This is a genomic window from Streptomyces sp. NPDC043854 (assembly GCF_056436005.1).
In genome coordinates, this window is the sequence record NZ_JBWKDK010000004.1 from 157959 (window position 1) to 177827 (window position 19869).

Annotated in this window: 20 protein-coding genes; 18 read left to right on the forward strand and 2 right to left on the reverse strand. The window is 71.2% G+C overall.

Annotated elements, in window-relative coordinates:
• Positions 1-254: 254 nt before the first annotated feature.
• The 5 genes from dop to prcA all read left to right on the forward strand — a co-directional run bounded on the left by dop (position 255) and on the right by prcA (position 4415).
• A complete protein-coding gene (gene dop / locus AC068A_RS05750) occupies positions 255-1766 on the forward strand; it encodes a depupylase/deamidase Dop (protein WP_478581184.1) in 1512 nt (503 codons plus the stop codon).
• 188 nt (positions 1767-1954) lie between these two features.
• Positions 1955-2167: a ubiquitin-like protein Pup gene (locus tag AC068A_RS05755; protein WP_042803062.1), complete on the forward strand. Its 213-nt coding sequence runs from the start codon at positions 1955-1957 to the stop codon at positions 2165-2167.
• Positions 2168-2237: 70 nt separating this feature from the next.
• On the forward strand, positions 2238-2813 hold the full coding sequence (locus AC068A_RS05760) for an endonuclease VII domain-containing protein (RefSeq protein ID WP_478581491.1): 576 nt from the start codon (positions 2238-2240) through the stop codon (positions 2811-2813).
• Positions 2765-3604 (forward strand): proteasome subunit beta, encoded by an 840-nt coding sequence (prcB, locus tag AC068A_RS05765; protein ID WP_478581188.1) that lies wholly within the window; start codon positions 2765-2767, stop codon positions 3602-3604. The genes AC068A_RS05760 and prcB overlap by 49 nt, the downstream gene beginning before the upstream one ends.
• A gap of 46 nt (positions 3605-3650) precedes the next feature.
• The gene (prcA, locus tag AC068A_RS05770; RefSeq protein ID WP_478581190.1) at positions 3651-4415 is read left to right on the forward strand and encodes a proteasome subunit alpha; all 765 of its coding nucleotides are present in this window, start codon (positions 3651-3653) and stop codon (positions 4413-4415) included.
• Positions 4416-4506: 91 nt separating this feature from the next.
• Here prcA and AC068A_RS05775 read toward each other — a convergent pair whose 3' ends face one another.
• Positions 4507-5511, reverse strand: a complete 1005-nt coding sequence (locus AC068A_RS05775; RefSeq protein WP_478581192.1) for a LacI family DNA-binding transcriptional regulator — start codon at positions 5509-5511, stop codon at positions 4507-4509.
• Between the two features lie 135 nt (positions 5512-5646).
• Here AC068A_RS05775 and AC068A_RS05780 point away from each other — a divergent pair, with 135 nt between their 5' ends.
• The 13 genes from AC068A_RS05780 to AC068A_RS05840 all read left to right on the forward strand — a co-directional run bounded on the left by AC068A_RS05780 (position 5647) and on the right by AC068A_RS05840 (position 18787).
• Positions 5647-6909: an MFS transporter gene (locus AC068A_RS05780; RefSeq protein ID WP_478581194.1), complete on the forward strand. Its 1263-nt coding sequence runs from the start codon at positions 5647-5649 to the stop codon at positions 6907-6909.
• A 58-nt stretch (positions 6910-6967) separates the two neighbouring features.
• The gene (pafA, locus tag AC068A_RS05785; protein ID WP_478581197.1) at positions 6968-8329 is read left to right on the forward strand and encodes a Pup--protein ligase; all 1362 of its coding nucleotides are present in this window, start codon (positions 6968-6970) and stop codon (positions 8327-8329) included.
• A 101-nt stretch (positions 8330-8430) separates the two neighbouring features.
• On the forward strand, positions 8431-9369 hold the full coding sequence (locus AC068A_RS05790) for an FKBP-type peptidyl-prolyl cis-trans isomerase (RefSeq protein ID WP_478581199.1): 939 nt from the start codon (positions 8431-8433) through the stop codon (positions 9367-9369).
• Between the two features lie 66 nt (positions 9370-9435).
• Positions 9436-9816, forward strand: a complete 381-nt coding sequence (locus AC068A_RS05795; RefSeq protein WP_478581201.1) for an FKBP-type peptidyl-prolyl cis-trans isomerase — start codon at positions 9436-9438, stop codon at positions 9814-9816.
• Positions 9817-9944: 128 nt separating this feature from the next.
• Positions 9945-10904 (forward strand): helix-turn-helix transcriptional regulator, encoded by a 960-nt coding sequence (locus tag AC068A_RS05800; RefSeq protein WP_478581204.1) that lies wholly within the window; start codon positions 9945-9947, stop codon positions 10902-10904.
• 92 nt (positions 10905-10996) lie between these two features.
• The gene (locus AC068A_RS05805) at positions 10997-11965 is read left to right on the forward strand and encodes a helix-turn-helix transcriptional regulator (RefSeq protein ID WP_478581207.1); all 969 of its coding nucleotides are present in this window, start codon (positions 10997-10999) and stop codon (positions 11963-11965) included.
• Between the two features lie 186 nt (positions 11966-12151).
• Positions 12152-12424, forward strand: a complete 273-nt coding sequence (locus tag AC068A_RS05810) for a hypothetical protein (protein ID WP_478581209.1) — start codon at positions 12152-12154, stop codon at positions 12422-12424.
• 26 nt (positions 12425-12450) lie between these two features.
• Positions 12451-12654: a hypothetical protein gene (locus AC068A_RS05815; RefSeq protein WP_478581211.1), complete on the forward strand. Its 204-nt coding sequence runs from the start codon at positions 12451-12453 to the stop codon at positions 12652-12654.
• Positions 12655-12853: 199 nt separating this feature from the next.
• A complete protein-coding gene (tatA, locus tag AC068A_RS05820) occupies positions 12854-13138 on the forward strand; it encodes a Sec-independent protein translocase subunit TatA (RefSeq protein ID WP_478581214.1) in 285 nt (94 codons plus the stop codon).
• An 81-nt stretch (positions 13139-13219) separates the two neighbouring features.
• Complete coding sequence (tatC, locus tag AC068A_RS05825) at positions 13220-14176, forward strand: twin-arginine translocase subunit TatC (protein ID WP_478581217.1); 957 nt, start codon at positions 13220-13222, stop codon at positions 14174-14176.
• Positions 14177-14193: 17 nt separating this feature from the next.
• Complete coding sequence (locus tag AC068A_RS05830; protein ID WP_478581220.1) at positions 14194-15081, forward strand: diacylglycerol kinase; 888 nt, start codon at positions 14194-14196, stop codon at positions 15079-15081.
• A gap of 78 nt (positions 15082-15159) precedes the next feature.
• Positions 15160-18012 (forward strand): DEAD/DEAH box helicase, encoded by a 2853-nt coding sequence (locus AC068A_RS05835; protein ID WP_478581223.1) that lies wholly within the window; start codon positions 15160-15162, stop codon positions 18010-18012.
• Between the two features lie 91 nt (positions 18013-18103).
• On the forward strand, positions 18104-18787 hold the full coding sequence (locus AC068A_RS05840; protein ID WP_478581226.1) for a TetR/AcrR family transcriptional regulator: 684 nt from the start codon (positions 18104-18106) through the stop codon (positions 18785-18787).
• Positions 18788-18837: 50 nt separating this feature from the next.
• Here AC068A_RS05840 and AC068A_RS05845 read toward each other — a convergent pair whose 3' ends face one another.
• Positions 18838-19806, reverse strand: a complete 969-nt coding sequence (locus tag AC068A_RS05845; RefSeq protein WP_478581229.1) for a pseudouridine synthase — start codon at positions 19804-19806, stop codon at positions 18838-18840.
• Between the last annotated feature and the right edge of the window lie 63 nt (positions 19807-19869).

The following is a 19869-nucleotide window of genomic DNA, read 5'->3' on the forward strand; positions in this document are numbered from 1 at the left end:
CGGAGGGCGGCTGCGGGTGCCCCACCGGGCACCCGCAGCCGACTGCTTTACCGACAGCATCACCGACCGCTTTTCAGCCGTGACGGGGCGCAGCCAAAGGACGGAAATGATCTCCCCACCGGCGTGGAGTGGTTCTAGGCTCATCCGTACCGCCGCATCCGCAGTGCGGGGTCGGGCACCGCACACGCACCGGACCACCAGCGGTACTTGAGCGCCGCTCCCGAACAGGAGCGCCGCCGGGCAAGGAGGGCCGCATGACCGTACGGCGAGTAATGGGGATCGAGACGGAGTACGGGATCTCCGTCCCCGGTCACCCGAACGCCAATGCCATGCTCACCTCGTCCCAGATCGTCAACGCCTACGCGGCGGCGATGCACCGGGCGCGACGCGCCCGCTGGGACTTCGAGGAGGAGAACCCGCTGCGGGACGCCCGCGGCTTCGACCTCGCCCGCGAGGCCGCCGACAGCAGCCAGCTCACCGACGAGGACATCGGCCTGGCCAACGTCATCCTGACCAACGGCGCACGGCTCTACGTCGACCACGCACACCCCGAGTACAGCTCCCCGGAAGTCACCAACCCCCTCGACGCCGTGCTCTGGGATAAAGCCGGCGAGCGGATCATGGCCGAGGCCGCCGTACGCGCCGCCCAGCTCCCCGGCGCCCAGCCGATCCAGCTCTACAAGAACAACACCGACAACAAGGGCGCCTCCTACGGCACGCACGAGAACTACCTGATGAAGCGGGAAACCCCCTTCTCGGAGATCGTGCGCCACCTCACCCCCTTCTTCGTCTGCCGCCAGGTGATCACCGGCGCCGGCCGCGTCGGCATCGGCCAGGACGGCCGCGAACACGGCTTCCAGATCAGCCAGCGCGCCGACTACTTCGAGGTCGAGGTCGGCCTGGAGACCACCCTCAAGCGGCCCATCATCAACACCCGCGACGAGCCCCACTCGGACGCCGAGAAGTACCGCCGCCTGCACGTGATCATCGGCGACGCGAACCTCTCCGAAACCTCGACCTACCTCAAGCTCGGCACGACCGCACTGGTCCTGTCCATGATCGAAGACGGGTTCATCACCGTCGACCTGGCCGTGGACCAGCCCGTGCGCACCCTGCACCAGGTCTCCCACGACCCCGACCTCCGCCACCTCATCACGCTGCGCAGCGGCCGAACACTGACCGCAGTGCAACTTCAGATGGAGTACTTCGAGCTGGCCCGCAAGTACGTGGAGGAGCGGTACGGCTCCGACGCGGACGAGCAGACCAAGGACGTGCTGTCCCGCTGGGAGGACGTCCTCGGGCGGCTGGAGAGCGACCCGATGAGCCTCGCGGGCGAGCTGGACTGGATCGCCAAGCGGCAGATCCTGGAGGGCTACCGGCGGCGCGACGGGCTCGGCTGGGACGCCGCCCGGCTCCACCTCGTCGACCTCCAGTACGCGGACGTACGCCCCGACAAGGGCCTGTACAACCGCCTCGTGGCCCGCGGCAAGATGAAGCGGCTGGTGGAGGAGCCGGCCGTGGAGAAGGCCGCCGGGAAGCCGCCGGAGGACACCCGGGCGTACTTCCGGGGCCGGTGCCTGGAGCAGTACGCGGACGACGTGGCCGCGGCCTCCTGGGACTCGGTGATCTTCGACCTCCCGGGCCGCGACTCCCTCCAGCGCGTCCCGACGCTGGAACCCCTGCGGGGTACCCGCAAGCACGTCAAGGAGCTCCTGGACCGCTGCCGGACGGCGGAGGACCTGGTACGGGTGCTCAGCGGGAACTGAACGGGGACCGGGAGAGGGGCCTGAAAACCCCCTCTCCCGGGAATCATGGGAACACCCGGACGTTGTCCAAGTACGGGGACGAAAGCCCGGCCCTCCTTGTAGGGTCCGAAGTAGGGTCTGATCTTGAGGGATCCCGAATCCCGGGGTCCCTCGTCACGAGCGTGCGAACCGAGCGGGGTGAGGTAGACATGGCGACCAAGGACACCGGCGGCGGACAGCAGAAGGCCACTCGCTCGACCGAGGAGGTCGAGGAGCAGGCCGCAGAAGCGCAGTCCGACCTCAAGGAACGGCAGGAAAAGCTCTCCGACGACGTGGACTCCGTCCTGGACGAAATCGATGATGTCTTGGAGGAGAACGCCGAGGATTTCGTGAGGTCCTTCGTCCAAAAGGGCGGCCAGTGAGGGTCGTTGTCGGTAATTGACCTTCGAATTGAAGGTGCGGGGGGCTGTGGCCAACAACGTGCCGGAAGGCATGAAGCGCTGCTCTCGGTGCAAGCGCATGCAACCTCACGAGGCATTCGCGAGCAACCGTTCGATGAGAGACGGCTTCCAGGCGTATTGCCGAGAGTGTCAGGCTGAGCACTACAAGGCGCGTCAGGAAGCCGCAGGGCGGACGGTGCGGGTCAAGATCCCCGTGCCGTCCGGCCACAAGCGGTGTCCTGACTGCGGAGAGATCAAGCCCCATTCCGAGTGGGAGCTGAACCGGACGAGCTCCGACGGATGGGCAAGCTACTGCAAAGAGTGCCGAGCGCAGCGGAATCGGGCGAGCTACTTCAAGCGCAAGTACGGCATCACCGAAGCCGAACGCGACGAGATGATCGCTGCTCAGGGCGGTGTCTGCGTGATCTGCCAGATAGGTCCGGCGGAGCATGTGGATCACGATCATGAGACAGGTAAAGTCCGAGGCGTACTGTGTTTCAGCTGCAACGCAGCCCTGGGGCAGTTCAAGGATCGGCCGGACGTCATCAGGCGTGCAGCCGCTTACGTGGAAGGAAACCTGTGGAACCCAACACTCGTGGCACAGGGCGTCTGCCGGCAGCCTTCCTGACGCCGGGGTCTTCGTCCTTCATGGACTTCCTGGCGGATCACCAGCCGGAGCTTCTGCCGGGCAACCGGAAGCTTCCGGAGGGGATCGTCGAGGCGCCGCACGGCACGACCATCGTGGCCGCCACCTTCCCCGGCGGGGTCGTCCTCGCCGGTGACCGGCGCGCGACGATGGGCAACATGATCGCGCAGCGGGACATCGAGAAGGTGTTCCCGGCGGACGAGTACTCCGCGGTCGGCATCGCCGGCACCGCCGGCCTCGCCGTGGAGATGGTCAAGCTGTTCCAGCTGGAGCTGGAGCACTTCGAGAAGGTGGAGGGGGCGACCCTCTCCCTGGAGGGCAAGGCGAACCGGCTCTCCACCATGATCCGGAGCAATCTGGGGATGGCCATGCAGGGGCTGGCCGTGGTGCCGCTCTTCGCCGGCTACGACGAGGCCCGGGAGAAGGGGCGGATCTTCTCCTACGACGTGACCGGCGGCCGCTCCGAGGAGCACGGGTACGCGGCCACGGGTTCGGGTTCGATCTTCGCCCGCGGGTCGATGAAGAAGCTCTACCGCCCGGACCTGACGGAGGAGCAGGCCACCACGCTGGTGGTGCAGGCGCTGTACGACGCCGCCGACGACGACTCGGCGACCGGCGGTCCTGACCTCTACCGCAACATCTATCCGATCGTCACCGTCATCACCGACGAGGGCTTCCGGCGGCTGACCGAGGACGAGTCCCAGGCCATCGCCCGCAAGGTCACCGACCGCCGCCTCCAGGAGCCGGACGGCCCGCGCGCCGCCCTGCTCTGATCCGTAACAGCCCCTCAGGAGCCCAGAAGAAAGGGACGGTCAGCCGGTGTCGACTCCGTTCTACGTCTCCCCGCAGCAGGCGATGGCCGACCGGGCGGAATACGCCCGCAAGGGCATCGCCCGCGGTCGCAGCCTCGTGGTGCTGCAGTACGCCGACGGCATCGTGTTCGTCGGCGAGAACCCGTCCCGTGCGCTGCACAAGTTCAGCGAGATCTACGACCGGATCGGCTTCGCGGCCGCCGGCAAGTACAACGAGTACGAGAACCTGCGGATCGGTGGTGTGCGCTACGCGGATCTGCGTGGATACACCTACGACCGCGACGATGTGACGGCCCGTGGGCTGGCCAACGTGTACGCGCAGACGCTGGGCACCATCTTCTCCAGTGCCGGCGAGAAGCCGTACGAGGTGGAGCTGGTCGTGGCCGAGGTCGGCACGACCGCGGCGGGCGACCAGATCTACCGGCTGCCGCACGACGGGTCGATCGTGGACGAGCACGGTTCGGTCGCGGTCGGTGGCAATGCCGAGCAGATCAGCAGTTTCCTCGACCAGCGCCACCGGGACGGGATGACCCTGTCCGAGGCGTTGAAGCTGGCGGTGCAGGCGCTGTCCAGCCAGACGAACAGTGCGGACAAGACCATTCCGGCGGAGCGGCTGGAGGTTGCGGTGCTGGACCGGACGCGGTCGCAGCAGCGGAAGTTCAAGCGGATCCGGGGCCGGCAGCTGGCGCGGCTGCTGGAGGCGGATGTTCCGGCGGCGGCGCAGGCCGACGCGGTCTCGAACGACGAGGCGCCGGAGGACGACGCCGAGTAGGTCTCACGCCGGTCTGCGGTGGTTCTTGGCCGCCCCGGTCCTGCCTCTTCGGAGGCGGGCCGGGGCGGTTTGGCGTTTCGGGGCCGGTGTTTCAGGGCCGGGTGGTCGGCGGGGGTGCCGTGGAGGCGCGTACGACGAGGTTGACGGGGATGTCGGGGGCGGTCCATTCGGTGCCGTTCAGGACGGCGAGGAGGGCGGCCATGCCCTGTTCCCCGACGCGTTCGGCGGGCAGGTGGACGGTGGTGAGCTCGGGTTCGACGGCGGTGGCGAGGGCCAGGTCGTCGAAGCCGGTGACGGAGAGGTCGTCGGGGACGCGGAGGCCGAGGCGGCGGGCGGCCTTGCAGGCGCCGGCGGCCAGGATGTCGTCGTCGCAGACGATGGCGGTGGGCCGGTCTCCGGGGGCGGTCAGGGCGGCCTCCATGGCCGTGCAGGCCTCGGCCACGCCGAGCGGGGCGCGGACGGTGCGCAGCTCGGTGTGGGGGCCGAGGTGGCGGGCGAGGGCGTGGGCGCGGACTTCGAAGGTCCAGGTGTCGACGGCGGCGGCGAAGTGGAGGATGCGGCGGTGTCCGAGGGTGAGGAGGTGCTCGGTGACCTGGCGCATGCCGTCGGCCATGGCGAGGTTGACGTGGGCGGCGGCGCGGCGGGAGCCGGGGGCGCTGTCGAGCATGACGAGGGGGAGTTCGTCGCCGCCGATGGCGTCGAGGGCGCCGGCGGCCATGGAGGAGGCGATGACGCCGTCGAGGGCGGCGCTGGCGGAGGCGAAGGGGTCGCGGGCGGGGCCGGTGCCGTCGGGGGAGGGGTAGAGGAGGACGCCGAAGCCGTGGGCGGCGGCGAGGCGGGCGGCTCCGGTGTAGACGCGGGCGAAGAATTCGTTGGTGAGGGCGGGGACGACGAGGAGGGCGGTGCGGGTGCTGCCGAGGCGGAGGTTGCGGGCGGCGAGGTTGGGGCGGTAGCCGAGGTCGGTGGCGGTGGTGCGGACGAGGTCGGCGGTGCGTTCGGAGACGCGGCCGCGCCATTTGTCGCCGAGGACGAGGGAGACGGTGGCCTGGGAGACGCCGGCGGCGGTGGCGACGTCCCGGCTGGTGGGTCTCGTCACACGGGTCTCCTGTAAGGCGAGGTCGGGGGGGTGGGGCCGGTTGTGTGGTTGGACCCCTGGGCTGTGGCCATGGTACGTATGACGCGCCTAGTTATACGTATTACCCCGGCGGGTCCGGGCAGAAGGGGGCGCCAGATGGCCGCGGGATACGCGGAGCTGCTCAGGACCAGGCATGCGGCGCGGCTGCTGGCGGGGACGCTCGTCGGCCGGCTGCCGAATGCCACGGCGTCGATCGCGATCTTGCTGTTCGTGCGGGCCGAGGGTGGCAGCTACAGCCTCGCGGGCGCGCTGGCGGCCGTGTACGGCGTGGCCAATGCGGTGGGTCAGCCGCTGCTGGGCCGTGCGGTCGACCTGTACGGCCAGCCCCGGGTCCAGCTGCCCTCGGCCGTGGTCGCGGCGCTGGGAATGGCGTGGCTGGCGGTGGCGGGCACCGGTTCGGTGGCGGTTGCGTACGCCGCGATGGTGGTGGCGGGGTTCTTCTCGCCGCCGCTGGAGGGTGGGCTGCGGGCGCTGTGGCCGAGCGTGCTGGGCGGCCGGGAGGACCGGGTGCATGCGGCGTACGCGCTGGACGCGGTGGCGCAGGAGATCATGTACACCGTGGGTCCGCTGGTCGTGACGGTGTCCGTGGCGCTGTGGAGTCCGGCCGGGGCCCTGTTGGTGATCAATGCGCTGGGTGTGCTCGGTGCGCTGTCGGTGGTGGTGTCGGAGCCTTCTCGTACCTGGCGTTCCGAGCCGCGTGAGGCGCACTGGCTGGGTGCGCTGCGGTCGCCGGGGCTGCGGGCGCTGCTCGGTGCGTTCTTCTTCGTGGGGATGGCTCTCGGGTCGATCGCGGTGGCTGCGATCGCCTATTCCGACGATCATGGCGGGCAGGCGGTCTACGGGTGGCTGATGGCGGCGCTGGGTCTGGGTGCGCTGGTCGGGGGTGTGGCGTACGGGGCCCGGCAGTGGAGCGGGGCGCCCGAGCGGCGGCTGCGGCTGCTGGTGGGGCTGCTGGCGCTGGGCTATCTGCCGCTGCTGCTGGCGCCCGGGGTGGTGGCCATGACGGTGTTGACGGCTCTGGCGGGGGTGTTCCTGGCGCCGACCATCGCTTGTGCGTTCATCGTGGTGGACCGGCATGCGCCGGTGGGGACGGTCACGGAGGCGTTTTCCTGGCTGGTGACCTTCTTCGGCGTGGGTGCGGCCGCGGGGACGGCGGTGGCCGGTCCGGCCGTGGAACTGGGCGGCACGGTGACCGGGTTCGGTGTGGCCTGTGCGGCCGGTGCTGCGGCTCTGCTGGTGCTGACGGTCACTCAGCGGGTTCTCGCTGCTCCCGGCCGGTCCCGGACCGTGACGGGCTCCGTGGCGGGCTCCGGGGCGGGTGTTCCGGAGGCGGTGGAGGTCCCGCTCGGCGGGAACTGATCGAAACGGCGTTCCCGAAGCCGGTTTCAGACGAGGGCCAAAGGCGTAATGTTCAGTCATGGACCGCCGCATTTTCGGGCTGGAGAACGAGTACGGCGTCACGTGCACGTTCAGGGGACAGCGCCGACTGTCTCCTGACGAAGTGGCGCGCTACCTCTTCCGCCGTGTCGTGTCATGGGGCCGCAGCAGCAATGTGTTCCTGCGGAACGGTGCCCGCCTGTACCTCGATGTGGGATCGCATCCGGAATATGCAACTCCTGAATGCGACAACGTGACCGAACTCGTCACCCACGACAAGGCCGGCGAGCGCATTCTCGAAGGTTTGCTGGTCGACGCCGAACGCCGCCTGCACGAGGAGGGAATCGCGGGCGACGTCTACCTCTTCAAGAACAACACCGACTCGGCGGGGAACTCCTACGGCTGCCACGAGAACTATCTGGTGGCGCGGCACGGGGAATTCTCCCGCCTGGCGGACATCCTGATTCCGTTCCTCGTCACGCGGCAGCTGATCTGCGGGGCGGGCAAGGTGCTGCAGACGCCGCGGGGTGCGGTGTACTGCGTGAGCCAGCGTGCCGAGCACATCTGGGAGGGTGTCAGCTCCGCGACGACGCGTTCCCGGCCCATCATCAACACGCGTGACGAGCCGCACGCGGATGCCGAGCGGTACCGCCGGCTGCATGTGATCGTCGGTGACTCGAACATGTCCGAGACGACGATGCTGCTGAAGGTCGGGGCCACCGACCTGGTGCTGCGGATGATCGAGGCGGGCACGGTGATGCGGGACCTGACCCTGGAGAATCCGATCCGGGCGATCCGGGAGGTCAGCCACGACATCACCGGCCAGCGCAAGGTGCGTCTGGCGAGCGGCCGGGAGGCTTCGGCGCTGGAGATCCAGCGGGAGTACTACGACAAGGCGCTGGACTTCGCCGAGCGCCGGGGGATCCGCTCCGGCACGGTGGAGCAGGTGCTGGAGCTGTGGGGCCGGACGCTGGACGCGGTGGAGTCGCAGGATCTGGACCGGATCGCGACCGAGATCGACTGGGTCATGAAGTACCAGCTGATCGAGCGGTACCGGGCCAAGCATGGCATGACCATGTCTAACCCGCGGGTGGCGCAGATAGACCTCGCGTACCACGACATCCACCGCCGGCGCGGGCTGTACTACCTGCTGGAGCGCAAGGGGCAGGCGGCGCGGATCTGCAACGACCTCAAGATTTTCGAGGGGAAGTCGGTGCCGCCGCAGACCACGCGGGCGCGGCTGCGCGGCGACTTCATCCGGCGGGCGCAGGAGCAGCGGCGGGACTTCACGGTCGACTGGGTGCACCTGAAGCTGAACGACCAGGCGCAGCGGACGGTGCTGTGCAAGGACCCGTTCCGGGCGGTCGACGACCGGGTGGAGAAGCTGATCGCCGGTATGTGACATCGCGCCGATTGGGGTCGGGGCCGCGTGCGGATCTCGTACGGGGCCCCGGCACGCCTTAGAGTGGCGACGACCGTTGCCGTCTGAGATCTGAGGAACACGTGCGCCGAATTGCCGGCCTGCTGGTCGTACCCGCTCTGCTGCTGTCCACGGCGGCCTGTGGCGACAGCGGCTCCGACTCCGCCGACATGAAGAACGGGGTGCCCGCGATCACCGAGGGTGCCAAGTTCGGAGAGACCCCGAAGCTGTCCAAGGGCGAGGGCGACCCGCCGAAGGAACTGAAGGTGGAGACCATCAGCGAGGGCAACGGCCCGGCGCTGAAGAAGGGCGATGTCGCCCAGGTCAACTACCTCGGCCAGGTCTGGGACGGCAAGGAGCCGTTCGACCAGAGCTTCGGCAAGGGCAAGCCGTTCGAGGTGACGATCGGCGCGGGCATGGTCATCAAGGGCTGGGACCAGGGCCTGGAGGGCAAGAAGGTCGGCAGCCGCCTGGAGCTGGTGATTCCGCCGGACCTCGGCTACGGGGACAAGGGTTCCGGCGACAAGATCAAGCCGAATGCCACGCTGGTCTTCGTCGTGGACATCGTCAAGGGCACCAGCGTCCCGGCCTCCGCCACGGGCAAGGAGGTCCCGCAGGAGGACAAGGCCCTGCCCAAGATCGGTACCAACACGGACGGCAAGGAAGTCTCCGTGACCGTGCCGAAGGACGGCGAGCCGCCGGCCAAGCTGGTCTCGAACTACGTGCTGGAGGGTGGCGGCCCGGCCGTCAAGGACACCGACAGCGTCATCGTGAAGTTCCACGGCAAGACGTGGAAGGAAGACAAGACCTTCGAGAGCACGTACGCCCTCGACCAGACGGTGACCTGGCCGATCGACCAGATTTCGGTCAAGGGCCTCAAGGAGGGCCTGGTCGGCAAGAAGGTCGGGAGCCGCATCCTGCTGGTCATCCCGCCGGACCAGGGCTTCGGAGCCGAAGCGCGCGGCTCGATCCCGGCGAACTCGACGCTGGTGTTCAGCCTCGACATCCTCGCGGTGATGTAAGACTGTCCCGGTTGTCCCCCCGGCCACCGTCGGGGGGACCCGTACGTTTTTCTGAGGAGCAGTTCCGTGAGCGACAAGCTCGAGAAGCCCGAGATCGACTTCCCTGAGGGCCCGGCCCCGCAGGACCTCGAGATCGTGGACATCTGGGAGGGCGACGGCCCGGTGGCCGAGGCCGGCCAGAAGGTCTCCGTCCACTACGTCGGCGTGGCCTTCTCCACCGGCGAGGAGTTCGACGCCTCCTGGAACCGCGGCGCGCCGCTGCCGTTCATCCTGGGCATCGGCCAGGTCATCAAGGGCTGGGACCAGGGCGTCCAGGGCATGAGGGTCGGCGGCCGCCGCAAGCTGACCATCCCCGCCCACCTCGCCTACGGCGACCACAGCCCGACCCCGGCCATCAAGCCGGGCGAGACGCTGATCTTCGTCTGCGACCTGATGGGCGTCGGCTGAACCGGCCGCCCCTGACGGGTTGAAGGGCCCCCGCCGTGAGGCGGGGGCCCTCGCTTTTGCCCGGGAGCGCCGGGGCGGTACGGTCAACGGTCACGGACATGCACTGGGAGAAGGGCGGAAGGGCGTCGATGGCGATTGCCAAGGCCGAGCGGCTGATGAATCTGGCGCTGTGCCTGCTGGGGACCCGCCGGCCGCTGAGCAAGCGGGAGCTGCGCGGCTCCATCGAGGCGTACATGGAAGCGGGCAGCGACGAGTCCTTCAACCGCATGTTCGAGCGGGACAAGGACGACCTGCGCGAGCTCGGCCTCGTCATCGAGACGGTGGAGAACCTGGAGGGCGAGACCGGCTACCTCGCCCGCCGCGACAGCAACCGGCTGCCGCCCGTCTCCCTGGACGCCGAGGAGGCCGCCGCCCTGGGCCTGGCGGCCAAGGTCTGGCAGCAGGCCCGCCTCGCCGGGGCCGCCAGCGGCGCCCTGCAGAAGCTGCGGGCCGGCGGCATGCCGGAGGCGGAGGACCCGTACGAGGGCCAGCACAGCGCCATCGAGCCGCGCATCCCGGTCCACGAGGCGGCCTTCGAGCCGCTGATGCTGGCCTGCCGCGACCGGCGGCCCGTGGTCTTCGACTACCGCAAGTCCACCGCCGCCCGGCCGGAGACCCGGAGTGTGGAGCCGTGGGCCCTGGAGTGCTGGCGCGGCCACTGGTACCTGGCCGGCCACGACCGCGACCGCGGGGAGGAGCGGGTGTTCCGGCTCTCCCGGATCACCGGCAAGGTCCGCTCCCGGGCCGGCACGTACACCGCCGAGGTCCCCGACGTGGTGACCGTGCGGGAGACCGTGGCGGGCTGGGCGGGGGAGAGCGCGGACCGCACCGCCGTGATCCGGCTGCGGGCCGGCGCCGGCTACCCGCTGCGGGCGAAGGCCACCGCGACGCGGGAGGGCGTCACGGACGGCTGGGACGAGCTGGAGATCCCCTACGGGCACGGGCTGGACGCGTGGCTCGTGGAGTTCGGGCCGGACGTCGTGGTGGTGGAGCCCGCCGATCTGCGGGCGGACGTGGTGGACCGGCTGCGCGCCGTCGCCGCGGGCTGAGGCCGCACCGGCCCCGCGCCCGATCCCGTCCGCCGCACCATCCACGCACCGCACCGTATCCACGACGTGCCCTGAGGGGGAGACTTACCAGCATGGCCGCCAACGCCATCGACCAGACCCGCCGGATGCTGTCCCTGGTGACCTACCTGCGCGAGCGCCCCGGGGCGCACGTCGCCGACGTCGCCCGGGCCTTCGGGATCACCGAGGACGAGCTCATCTCGGACCTCGACGTGCTGCCGATGTGCGGCACCAGCTTCCGGGGCGGCGACCTGCTCGACATCGACACCGACGGCGAGCGGATCTGGTGGCACAACGCCGACGCCTCGGGTGAGTCCACCGCCGAGCCGCTGCGGCTGGCCGCCGACGAGGCCACCGCCCTGCTAGTGGCGGCCCGGGCCGTGGCCACCCTGCCCGGGCTGCGCGAGAGCGACCGGGACGCCCTGCTGCGGGCCACCGCCAAGCTGGAGGCGGCCGCCGGGGAGGCCGCCGGGGCCAGCTCCCGGCTGTCGGTGACCTTCGAGGCGGAGGGCGGGGTCTTCGCCGACGTCGACCGGGCGATCGCCGAGCGGCGGCGCCTGTGGCTGCGCTACTACTCGCCCGCGCGCGACGAGCTCACCGAGCGCACCGTCGACCCGATCCGGCTCTTCGCGGTGGGCCACACGTACATGGAGGGGTGGTGCCACCTCTCCGAGGCGCGGCGCACCTTCCGCCTCGACCGGGTGGCCGAGATCCGACTGCTCGACGAGCGCGCCGAGCCGCCCGCGATCGAGCCGCGCGACCTGTCCGTGGGGCTGGTCCAGCCGGCTGCCGAGGACCCGCAGGTCGTCGTCGAGGTGGGGCCGGCCGGCCGCTGGGTGGCCGAGTACTACCCGCACGACAGTGCCGAGGAGCTGTCCGACGGGGGCTTGCGGATCACGCTGCGCAGCCCGGACCCGGGCTCGCTGCGCCGGCTCGCGCTGCGGCTGGGCCGCGACGGCCGGATCGTGTCGCCGCCGGAGCTGGCCGAAAGTGCACGGCAGGCGGCGCGCGAGGCACTGGCCGGATACGGGGAACAGGGCTGAGCCCGCAGGTTCGAAAGCCGAGCCGCAGGTTCGGGGCCGAGCCGCAGACAGGGGCCGGGCCGCAGACAGGGGCCGGGCCCGGGGCGGGGGACCACACCGCCGGGGCCGGGCCGGCGCAGGCCGCGCTCGGCGCGGCCGCACCGCAGGGAAGACGAACGGCTGAGGGGAGCGCCGAGGATGTCGCGAATGTCTGGGCCGCGGGGCGGGCAGGCCGCCGCAGGGCCGCCGGGGCCGCCCGCCGTGGCGGGGCCGGTCTCCTTCAAGGCCGCCTGTCCGGACTGCCGGGCCCGCTTCGAGCTGGACGCGGCCGCCCTGCGGCTGGTCATCGGCGGCAGCCGGCGGACCACGTTCTACTCCTTCACCTGCCCCGAGTGCGCCGCCTCCGTACGCAAACCGGCCGGCGAGCGCATCGTGGAACTGCTGACCGGCGGCGGCGTGAGCACCCTGCGCAGCGTCTGACGACACCGGTGGCCTAGGCTCGTCCCATGCTGTGGCCGATGCTCGCAATCGCCCTGGGGTTCCTCGGGCTCACCGTCCTCGCCGTCCTGGCGCTGCGCGTCTTCACCGAGGTACGGCGGCTGTCCGGCCAGGTCGCGCACGCCAGCCGCCGCATCGCGGACGCCTCCGGGGACCTGGAGCGCGCGGCCGAGGACCTGGCCCGCGCGGGCCGCGAGACCGTACGCCGCTGAGGCACGCGCGGCCGGCAGATGTATGGAAAGTGGGGGTCGCGCCCCGTACCGTCTGAACGCAGCCGCGCGCAAGGCCTGGTACCCCGGGGGATTGCCGGTCGTTAACCCCCGGGGGTTACGATCCTTGGAACGGTCCGGGGATCACGGTCCTGTGCCGTTGCCACCACAACCAGCCGTTTCGGTGAGAAGGAAGACACACATGATCGGCAATCTGAAGCCCCTCGAGATCCTTCTGATCATCGCGGTCATCGTGCTCCTGTTCGGTGCGAAGAAGCTCCCCGAGATGGCCCGCTCCCTCGGCAAGTCGGCCCGCATCCTCAAGAGTGAGGCCAAGGCCATGAAGAGCGAGAGCGCCGCGGAGGACGCCGCGCGCACCGCCGACCAGGCCCCGCAGCAGACTGCCCCGCGCACCATCAAGGCCGCCCCCGGCGACGTGTCCAGCTCCCGGCCCGTTGGCGAGCCGAACCACACCGCCCAGGGCTGAGCCGCCGGTCACGACCGCGGTCCGTGCCGTGGTCGCGATCACGGCCGTGCCGGTCATCTGCAACGAGACAAGGGACGTGGGTTGCTCAAGTCCGCCCGCAAGCAGGGGAAGCAGAACAAGGACGCCGAAGGGCGGATGCCTCTTGTCGAGCACCTGCGTGAGCTGAGAAACCGCCTGCTGAAGTCGGTGCTGGCGATCCTTGTGATCACCGTGGTGGCGGCCTTCTTCTACAAGGACGTCATCGACTTCATGCTGAAGCCGATGCTGGACTCCGTCGGCTGCACGGACGGGGTGGTCTCGCAGCGCAACGGCCGGCCCTGCGCCGACATGACCGTGAACGGTCTCATCGCGCCGTTCTCGATCGCCCTCAAGGTCTCGCTCACCGCGGGCGTGGTCCTCTCCGCCCCGGTCTGGCTGTACCAGCTGTGGGCCTTCATCGCCCCCGGCCTGCACAGCCACGAGAAGAAGTACGCGATGGGCTTCGTCGCGGTCGGCGCGCCCCTCTTCGGCGCGGGCGCGGTCCTCGCGTACAGGCTGCTGCCGCAGACCGCCACGATCCTGCTCGACTTCACCCCCGAGCACGCGCGCAACCTGCTCCCGGTCGACGACTACCTCGACCTGGTCACGCGCATGGTCGTCGTCTTCGGCCTCGCCTTCGAGCTGCCGCTGCTGCTGATCCTGCTCAACTTCACCGGGGTCATCACCGCGAAGCGGCTCGCCGGCTGGTGGCGCGGCATGGTCCTCGGCATCACGGTCTTCGCCGCGTTCGCCACCCCGACCGGTGATCCGCTGACGATGCTGGCGCTGGCCTCCCCGATCGTCGCCCTGTACTTCATCGCGCTCGGGATCTGCCTGGTCAACGACCGCAGGCGGCGCCGCAAGAACCCCGACGCGCTGCTCTCCGACGACGAGGCCGCCGAGCTCGACCTCACGCCCGTCCCGATCGGCGCGGTGGAGACGGTGGCGGCCCCGGCGCCGCTGCTCGAGCAGTCCGACGGCGGACGCCGGAAGATCAACGGTTACGACGACGCCACCTGACGGGTACATTCCGTGCGGTGAGCGCTGAGATCACCCTCTTCGTCAATCCCACCGCGGGACGCGGCCGGGGCGCGCACGCCGCGCAGCCGGCCGCTTCCGCGCTCCGGGACGCGGGCTTCCACGTCCGCACCGTCGTCGGCACGGACGCCGGGGACGCCCTGGCCCGGCTGCGCACGGCCGTCGGCGAGGGAACCGGGGCGGTCATCGCCGTCGGCGGCGACGGCGTGGTCTCCCTGGCCCTGCAGGCCCTGGCCGGGACCCTGGTGCCGCTCGGGGTGGTCGCGGTGGGCACCGGCAACGACTTCGCCCGCGCCCTGGGCCTGCCCGTACGCGAGCCCGCGCAGGCGGCCCGGCTGGCCGCCGAGGCCCTCAAGGAGAGCCGGCTGCGCGAGATCGACCTGGGGCGGGTGGCCGGGACCTGGTACGGGACCGTGCTCTGCTCCGGCTTCGACTCGCGGGTCAACGACCGGGGCAACCGGATGCGGCTGCCCGCGGGCCGCTTCAAGTACGACCTGGCGGTGATCGCGGAACTGGCCGCCTTCCGGCCCTTCCCGTACCGGATCACCCTCGACGGCGGCCCCGCGATCGAGACCGAGGCCGCCCTGGTCGCCGTCGGGAACGGGTCCTCGTACGGGGGCGGCATGCGGATCTGCGCCGACGCCGTCCCCGACGACGGGCTCTTCGACGTCGTCGTCGTCGGCGACTGCAGCCGGGCCACCCTCCTGACGGTGTTCCCGCAGGTCTACAAGGGGACCCACCTCGGCCACCCCAAGGTCACCGTCCACCGGGCGGCGAAGGTCACGCTGGAGGCCGCGGGCCTGACCGCCTACGCCGACGGCGAGCGGGTCGGGCCGCTGCCGGTGACCGCCGAGTGCGTCCCGGCAGCCGTACGGATCCTCGGCTAGCGGCGGGCCCTGCGGGCCCCGGACCGGTCATAAAGATCGCGACTGTTGTCAGAGGCGGCGGGTAGGCTCGACAGCAAGATGACCGAAGAACTCTCACCCGCCGAGCGGTACGCCGCTGCCCGGATCCGCGCCGCCGAGGAGGCCACCGCCCTGGCCCCCTTCCGCGAGCTGTACGACTTCGACCTGGACGCGTACCAGGTCGACGCCTGCAAGGCACTGGAGGCCGGCAAGGGCGTGCTGGTCGCCGCCCCGACCGGCTCGGGCAAGACCATCGTCGGCGAGTTCGCCGTGCACCTGGCCCTGCGGCAGGGGCGCAAGTGCTTCTACACGACACCGATCAAGGCCCTGTCGAACCAGAAGTACGCCGACCTCGTCAAGCGCTACGGCGCCGACCGCGTCGGCCTGCTGACCGGCGACAACAGCGTCAACTCCGAGGCGCCCGTGGTCGTGATGACCACCGAGGTGCTCCGCAACATGCTGTACGCGGGCTCGCAGTCGCTGCTGGGCCTCGGCTACGTCGTGATGGACGAGGTGCACTACCTCTCCGACCGGTTCCGCGGTGCCGTCTGGGAGGAAGTGATCATCCACCTCCCCGAGTCGGTGACGCTGGTGTCCCTGTCGGCCACCGTGTCCAACGCCGAGGAGTTCGGCGACTGGCTCGACACGGTCCGCGGCGACACCGCGGTGATCGTCTCCGAGGAGCGGCCCGTCCCGCTGTGGCAGCACGTCATGGCCGGCCGCCGGATACACGACCTCTTCGAGGAGGAGACCGACCACGGAGGCCGCGGCTCCGCGCGCCGCGAGGTCAATCCCGACCTGCTGCGCATGGCCCGCGAGGAGAACAGCCGCACCTACAGCCCCAAGGACCGGCGGCGCGGCAAGATGATCCGCGAGGCCGACCGCGAGCGCGAGCGGCGCTCCCGCAACCGGATCTGGACCCCGGGCCGCCCCGAGGTGATCGCCCGCCTCGACGGCGACGGGCTGCTGCCCGCGATCAACTTCATCTTCAGCCGGGCCGGCTGCGAGGCCGCCGTGCAGCAGTGCCTCTTCGCCGGCCTGCGGCTCAACGACGAGTCGGCGCGCCTGCGGGTCCGCGAGATCGTCGAGGAGCGGACCGCCTCCATCCCGGCCGAGGACCTGCACGTCCTCGGCTACTACGAGTGGCTCGAAGGCCTGGAGCGCGGGATCGCTGCGCACCACGCCGGCATGCTGCCCACCTTCAAGGAGGTCGTGGAGGAGCTCTTCGTCCGCGGCCTGGTCAAGGCCGTCTTCGCCACCGAGACCCTCGCGCTCGGCATCAACATGCCCGCGCGCACGGTGATCCTGGAGAAGCTGGTCAAGTGGAACGGCGAGCAGCACGCCGACATCACCCCCGGCGAGTACACCCAGCTGACCGGCCGGGCCGGCCGCCGCGGTATCGACGTCGAGGGGCACGCCGTGGTGCTCTGGCAGCGCGGCATGGACCCGGCGGCCCTCGCCGGGCTCGCCGGCACCCGCACGTATCCGCTGCGCTCCAGCTTCAAGCCCTCGTACAACATGGCGGTCAACCTGGTGCAGCAGTTCGGGCGGCACCGCTCGCGCGAGCTGCTGGAGACCTCCTTCGCGCAGTTCCAGGCCGACCGCTCCGTCGTCGGGATCTCCCGGCAGGTCCAGCGCAACGAGGAGGGCCTCGCCGGCTACCGCGAGGGCATGACCTGCCACCTGGGGAACTTCGAGGAGTACGCACAGCTGCGCCGCGACCTCAAGGACCGCGAGACGGAACTGGCCAAGCAGGGCGCGGCCCAGCGCCGGGTCCAGGCCGCCGACTCCCTGGAGCGGCTCAAGCCGGGCGACATCATCCACGTGCCCACCGGCAAGTTCGCCGGACTCGCCCTCGTCCTGGACCCGGGCGTGCCCGCCGGGCGGGTCAACGGGCACCGCGGCCACGAGTACGCCGAGGGCCCGCGCCCGCTGGTCCTCACCGCCGAACGGCAGGTCAAGCGGCTCGCGTCGATCGACTTCCCGGTGCCGGTGGAGGCCATCGACCGGATGCGGATCCCGCGGAGCTTCAACGCCCGCTCCCCGCAATCCCGTCGCGACCTCGCCTCCCAACTGCGGGCCAAGGCCGGGCACATCACCCCCGAGCGGAGCCGGCGCGGCCGGGCCGCCGCGGCCGACGACCGCCAGATCGCCCGGCTGCGCGCCGAGCTGCGGGCACACCCCTGCCACGGCTGCGACGAGCGCGAGGACCACGCCCGCTGGGCGGAGCGCTACCACCGGCTCAAGCGGGACACCCAGGCGCTGGAGCGGCGCATCGAGGGGCGGACCAACACCATCGCCCGCACCTTCGACCGCATCCACCGGCTCCTGACCGAGCTGGACTACCTGCGCGAGGACGAGGTCACCGAGCACGGCAAGCGGCTCGCCCGGCTCTACGGCGAGCTCGACCTGCTGGCCTCCGAGTGCCTGCGCGCCGGGGTCTGGGAGGGCCTGAACCCGGCCGAGCTGGCCGCATGCGTCTCCGCGCTGGTCTTCGAGGCCCGGCAGTCCGACGACGCGGTGGCACCGAAGGTGCCCGGCGGGGCGGCGAAGGCGGCGCTCGGCGAGATGGTCCGCATCTGGGGCCGGCTCGACGCTCTGGAGGAGGAGCACCGCATCAACCAGGCGGAGGGCGTGGGCCAGCGCGAGCCCGACCTCGGCTTCGCGTGGGCCGCGTACGAGTGGGCCTCCGGCAAGAGCCTGGACGAGGTGCTGCGCGAGGCGGAGATGCCGGCCGGCGATTTCGTGCGCTGGTGCAAGCAGGTCATCGACGTGCTCGGGCAGATCGCCGCGGCGGCGCCGGCGTCCACGGAGGCCGGCGGCAGCGGCAGCGGCAGCACGGTGGCGCGCAACGCCCGCAAGGCGGTCGACGCCCTCCTGCGGGGTGTGGTGGCCTACAGCTCGGTCGGCTAGCCCCTTTTGGGGCTTCCTCCGAAGGAGGCCATGGCCGGATCTCATCTCTTGCCGTGATCACTTCGGGGTGCTCCTGTGCGACGATCGGGCCATGAGCGGGGGAACGGGCGAAGGCCCGAGACGGGTCGGCCGGCCGCGCGCCGACCGGCTGAAGCAGCACAGCGGCCGGCCGCCGCGCGAGGAACTCCTCTGCGCGGCGGCCGAGCTGTTCACCGTACGGGGGTACGCGGCCACCACCACGCGGACGGTGGCCGAGCGGGCCGGGATGCGCCAGGCCACGATGTACCACTACTTCGCCGGCAAGGAGGAACTCCTCGCCGAACTCCTGGAGTCCACGGTCGCGCCCTCGCTGGGGCTGGCCCGCCGGCTCCTCGCCGACACCGGGCGGCCCGCCGCGCAGCGGCTGTGGGAGCTGTGCCGCTCGGACGTGCTGCTGCTGTGCGGGGGGCCGTACAACCTGGGCGCGCTGTACCTGCTGCCCGAGGTGGCGGGAGCCCGGTTCACCCGGTTCCGCCGGATGCGCGGCGAGCTGCGGGACGCGTACCGGGCGTTGCTCGGCGCCACCCCGGTCGGAGCCGAACTGGGCGGGGACCGGGCCGCGTTGGCGCTCCGCAATGACCTGGTCTTCGGGCTGATCGAGGGCGTCATGCTGATCCACCGCTACGATCCCGCCCGCCCCGTCGCGGCCTTCGCCCAGGCCACGGCGGACGCGGCGCTGCGGATCGCGGGCGTGGTGCGCGACGCGGGCCCGGCCCGGGCGGCGTCCGGCGGGTAGGGCGGCGGGACCGCGGGGACCCCTGCCGGTCCGGGGTCCCCGCGGGCCGCCTACGCGGTCGGCGGCCCGGCCTCCCAGGCGGCGCGGTCCTTCCAGGCGAGCAGCTCCAGGCCGGACTCGAAGCGGTGCTCGATGCCGGTCACCGGGTCGGTGAACGCCAGGGTGCGGGCGAGGAGTTGCAGCGGCCGCCGGTAGTCGTCCGGGGCCGGGTCGGTGACCTCCGGGTACACCGGGTCGCCGAGGATCGGCAGGCCGAGGCCGTTCATGTGCACCCGCAGCTGGTGGGTGCGGCCGGTGTGCGGGACCAGCCGGTAGCGGCCCAGCCCGCCCGCGGTCGCGACGAGTTCCACCGAGCTCTCGGCGTTCGGTTCGCCGCCCGGGACCTCGCTCGCGCCGATGATCCCGCGGACCTTCTCGATCCGGCTGCGGACGGTGCGGGGCAGTTCGACCGCCGGGTCGTGGACGGCGAGGGCCTCGTACTCCTTGTCCACCCGCCGCTCCTGGAAGAGGCCCTGGTAGGCGCCGCGGTCCTCGGGGCGGATGCTGAACATGACCAGGCCGGCGGTGAGCCGGTCCAGGCGGTGGGCCGGGCTCAGCCCGGGCAGGTCCAGCTCGCTGCGCAGCCGGGCCAGGGCGGTCTGCACGATGTGGCTGCCGCGCGGGGTGGTCGCCAGGAAGTGCGGCTTGTCCACCACCAGCAGGTGCGCGTCCCGGTACACCACGCCGATCGGGAACGGCACCGCCGGCTCGGGGTCCATGTCCCGGTGGAACCACAGGTACGCGCCCGGCTCGTACGGGTCGTCGGCGTGCAGCACCCGCCCGCCGGGGCCGAGGATCCGGCCGCCGTGCAGCAGGCGCGCCATCGACTCGGCGCCGCGGGTGCCGGCGTAGCGCTCGGTGAGGTAGCTGCCGAGGTCGGGCCACCTGCCGTCCCGGACGGTGGGCAGGCGCAGCCGGACCGGGTCGATGCCGTCGATCTGGGGGAGCGGGGCGGGGGGTGTGCGGGTTCTGCTTCTCATCTGCTCCAGGCTAAGCGGCCTCGGGGAGTGGGGCGGGCGTGCCCCACTTCCCCGAGGCCGCTC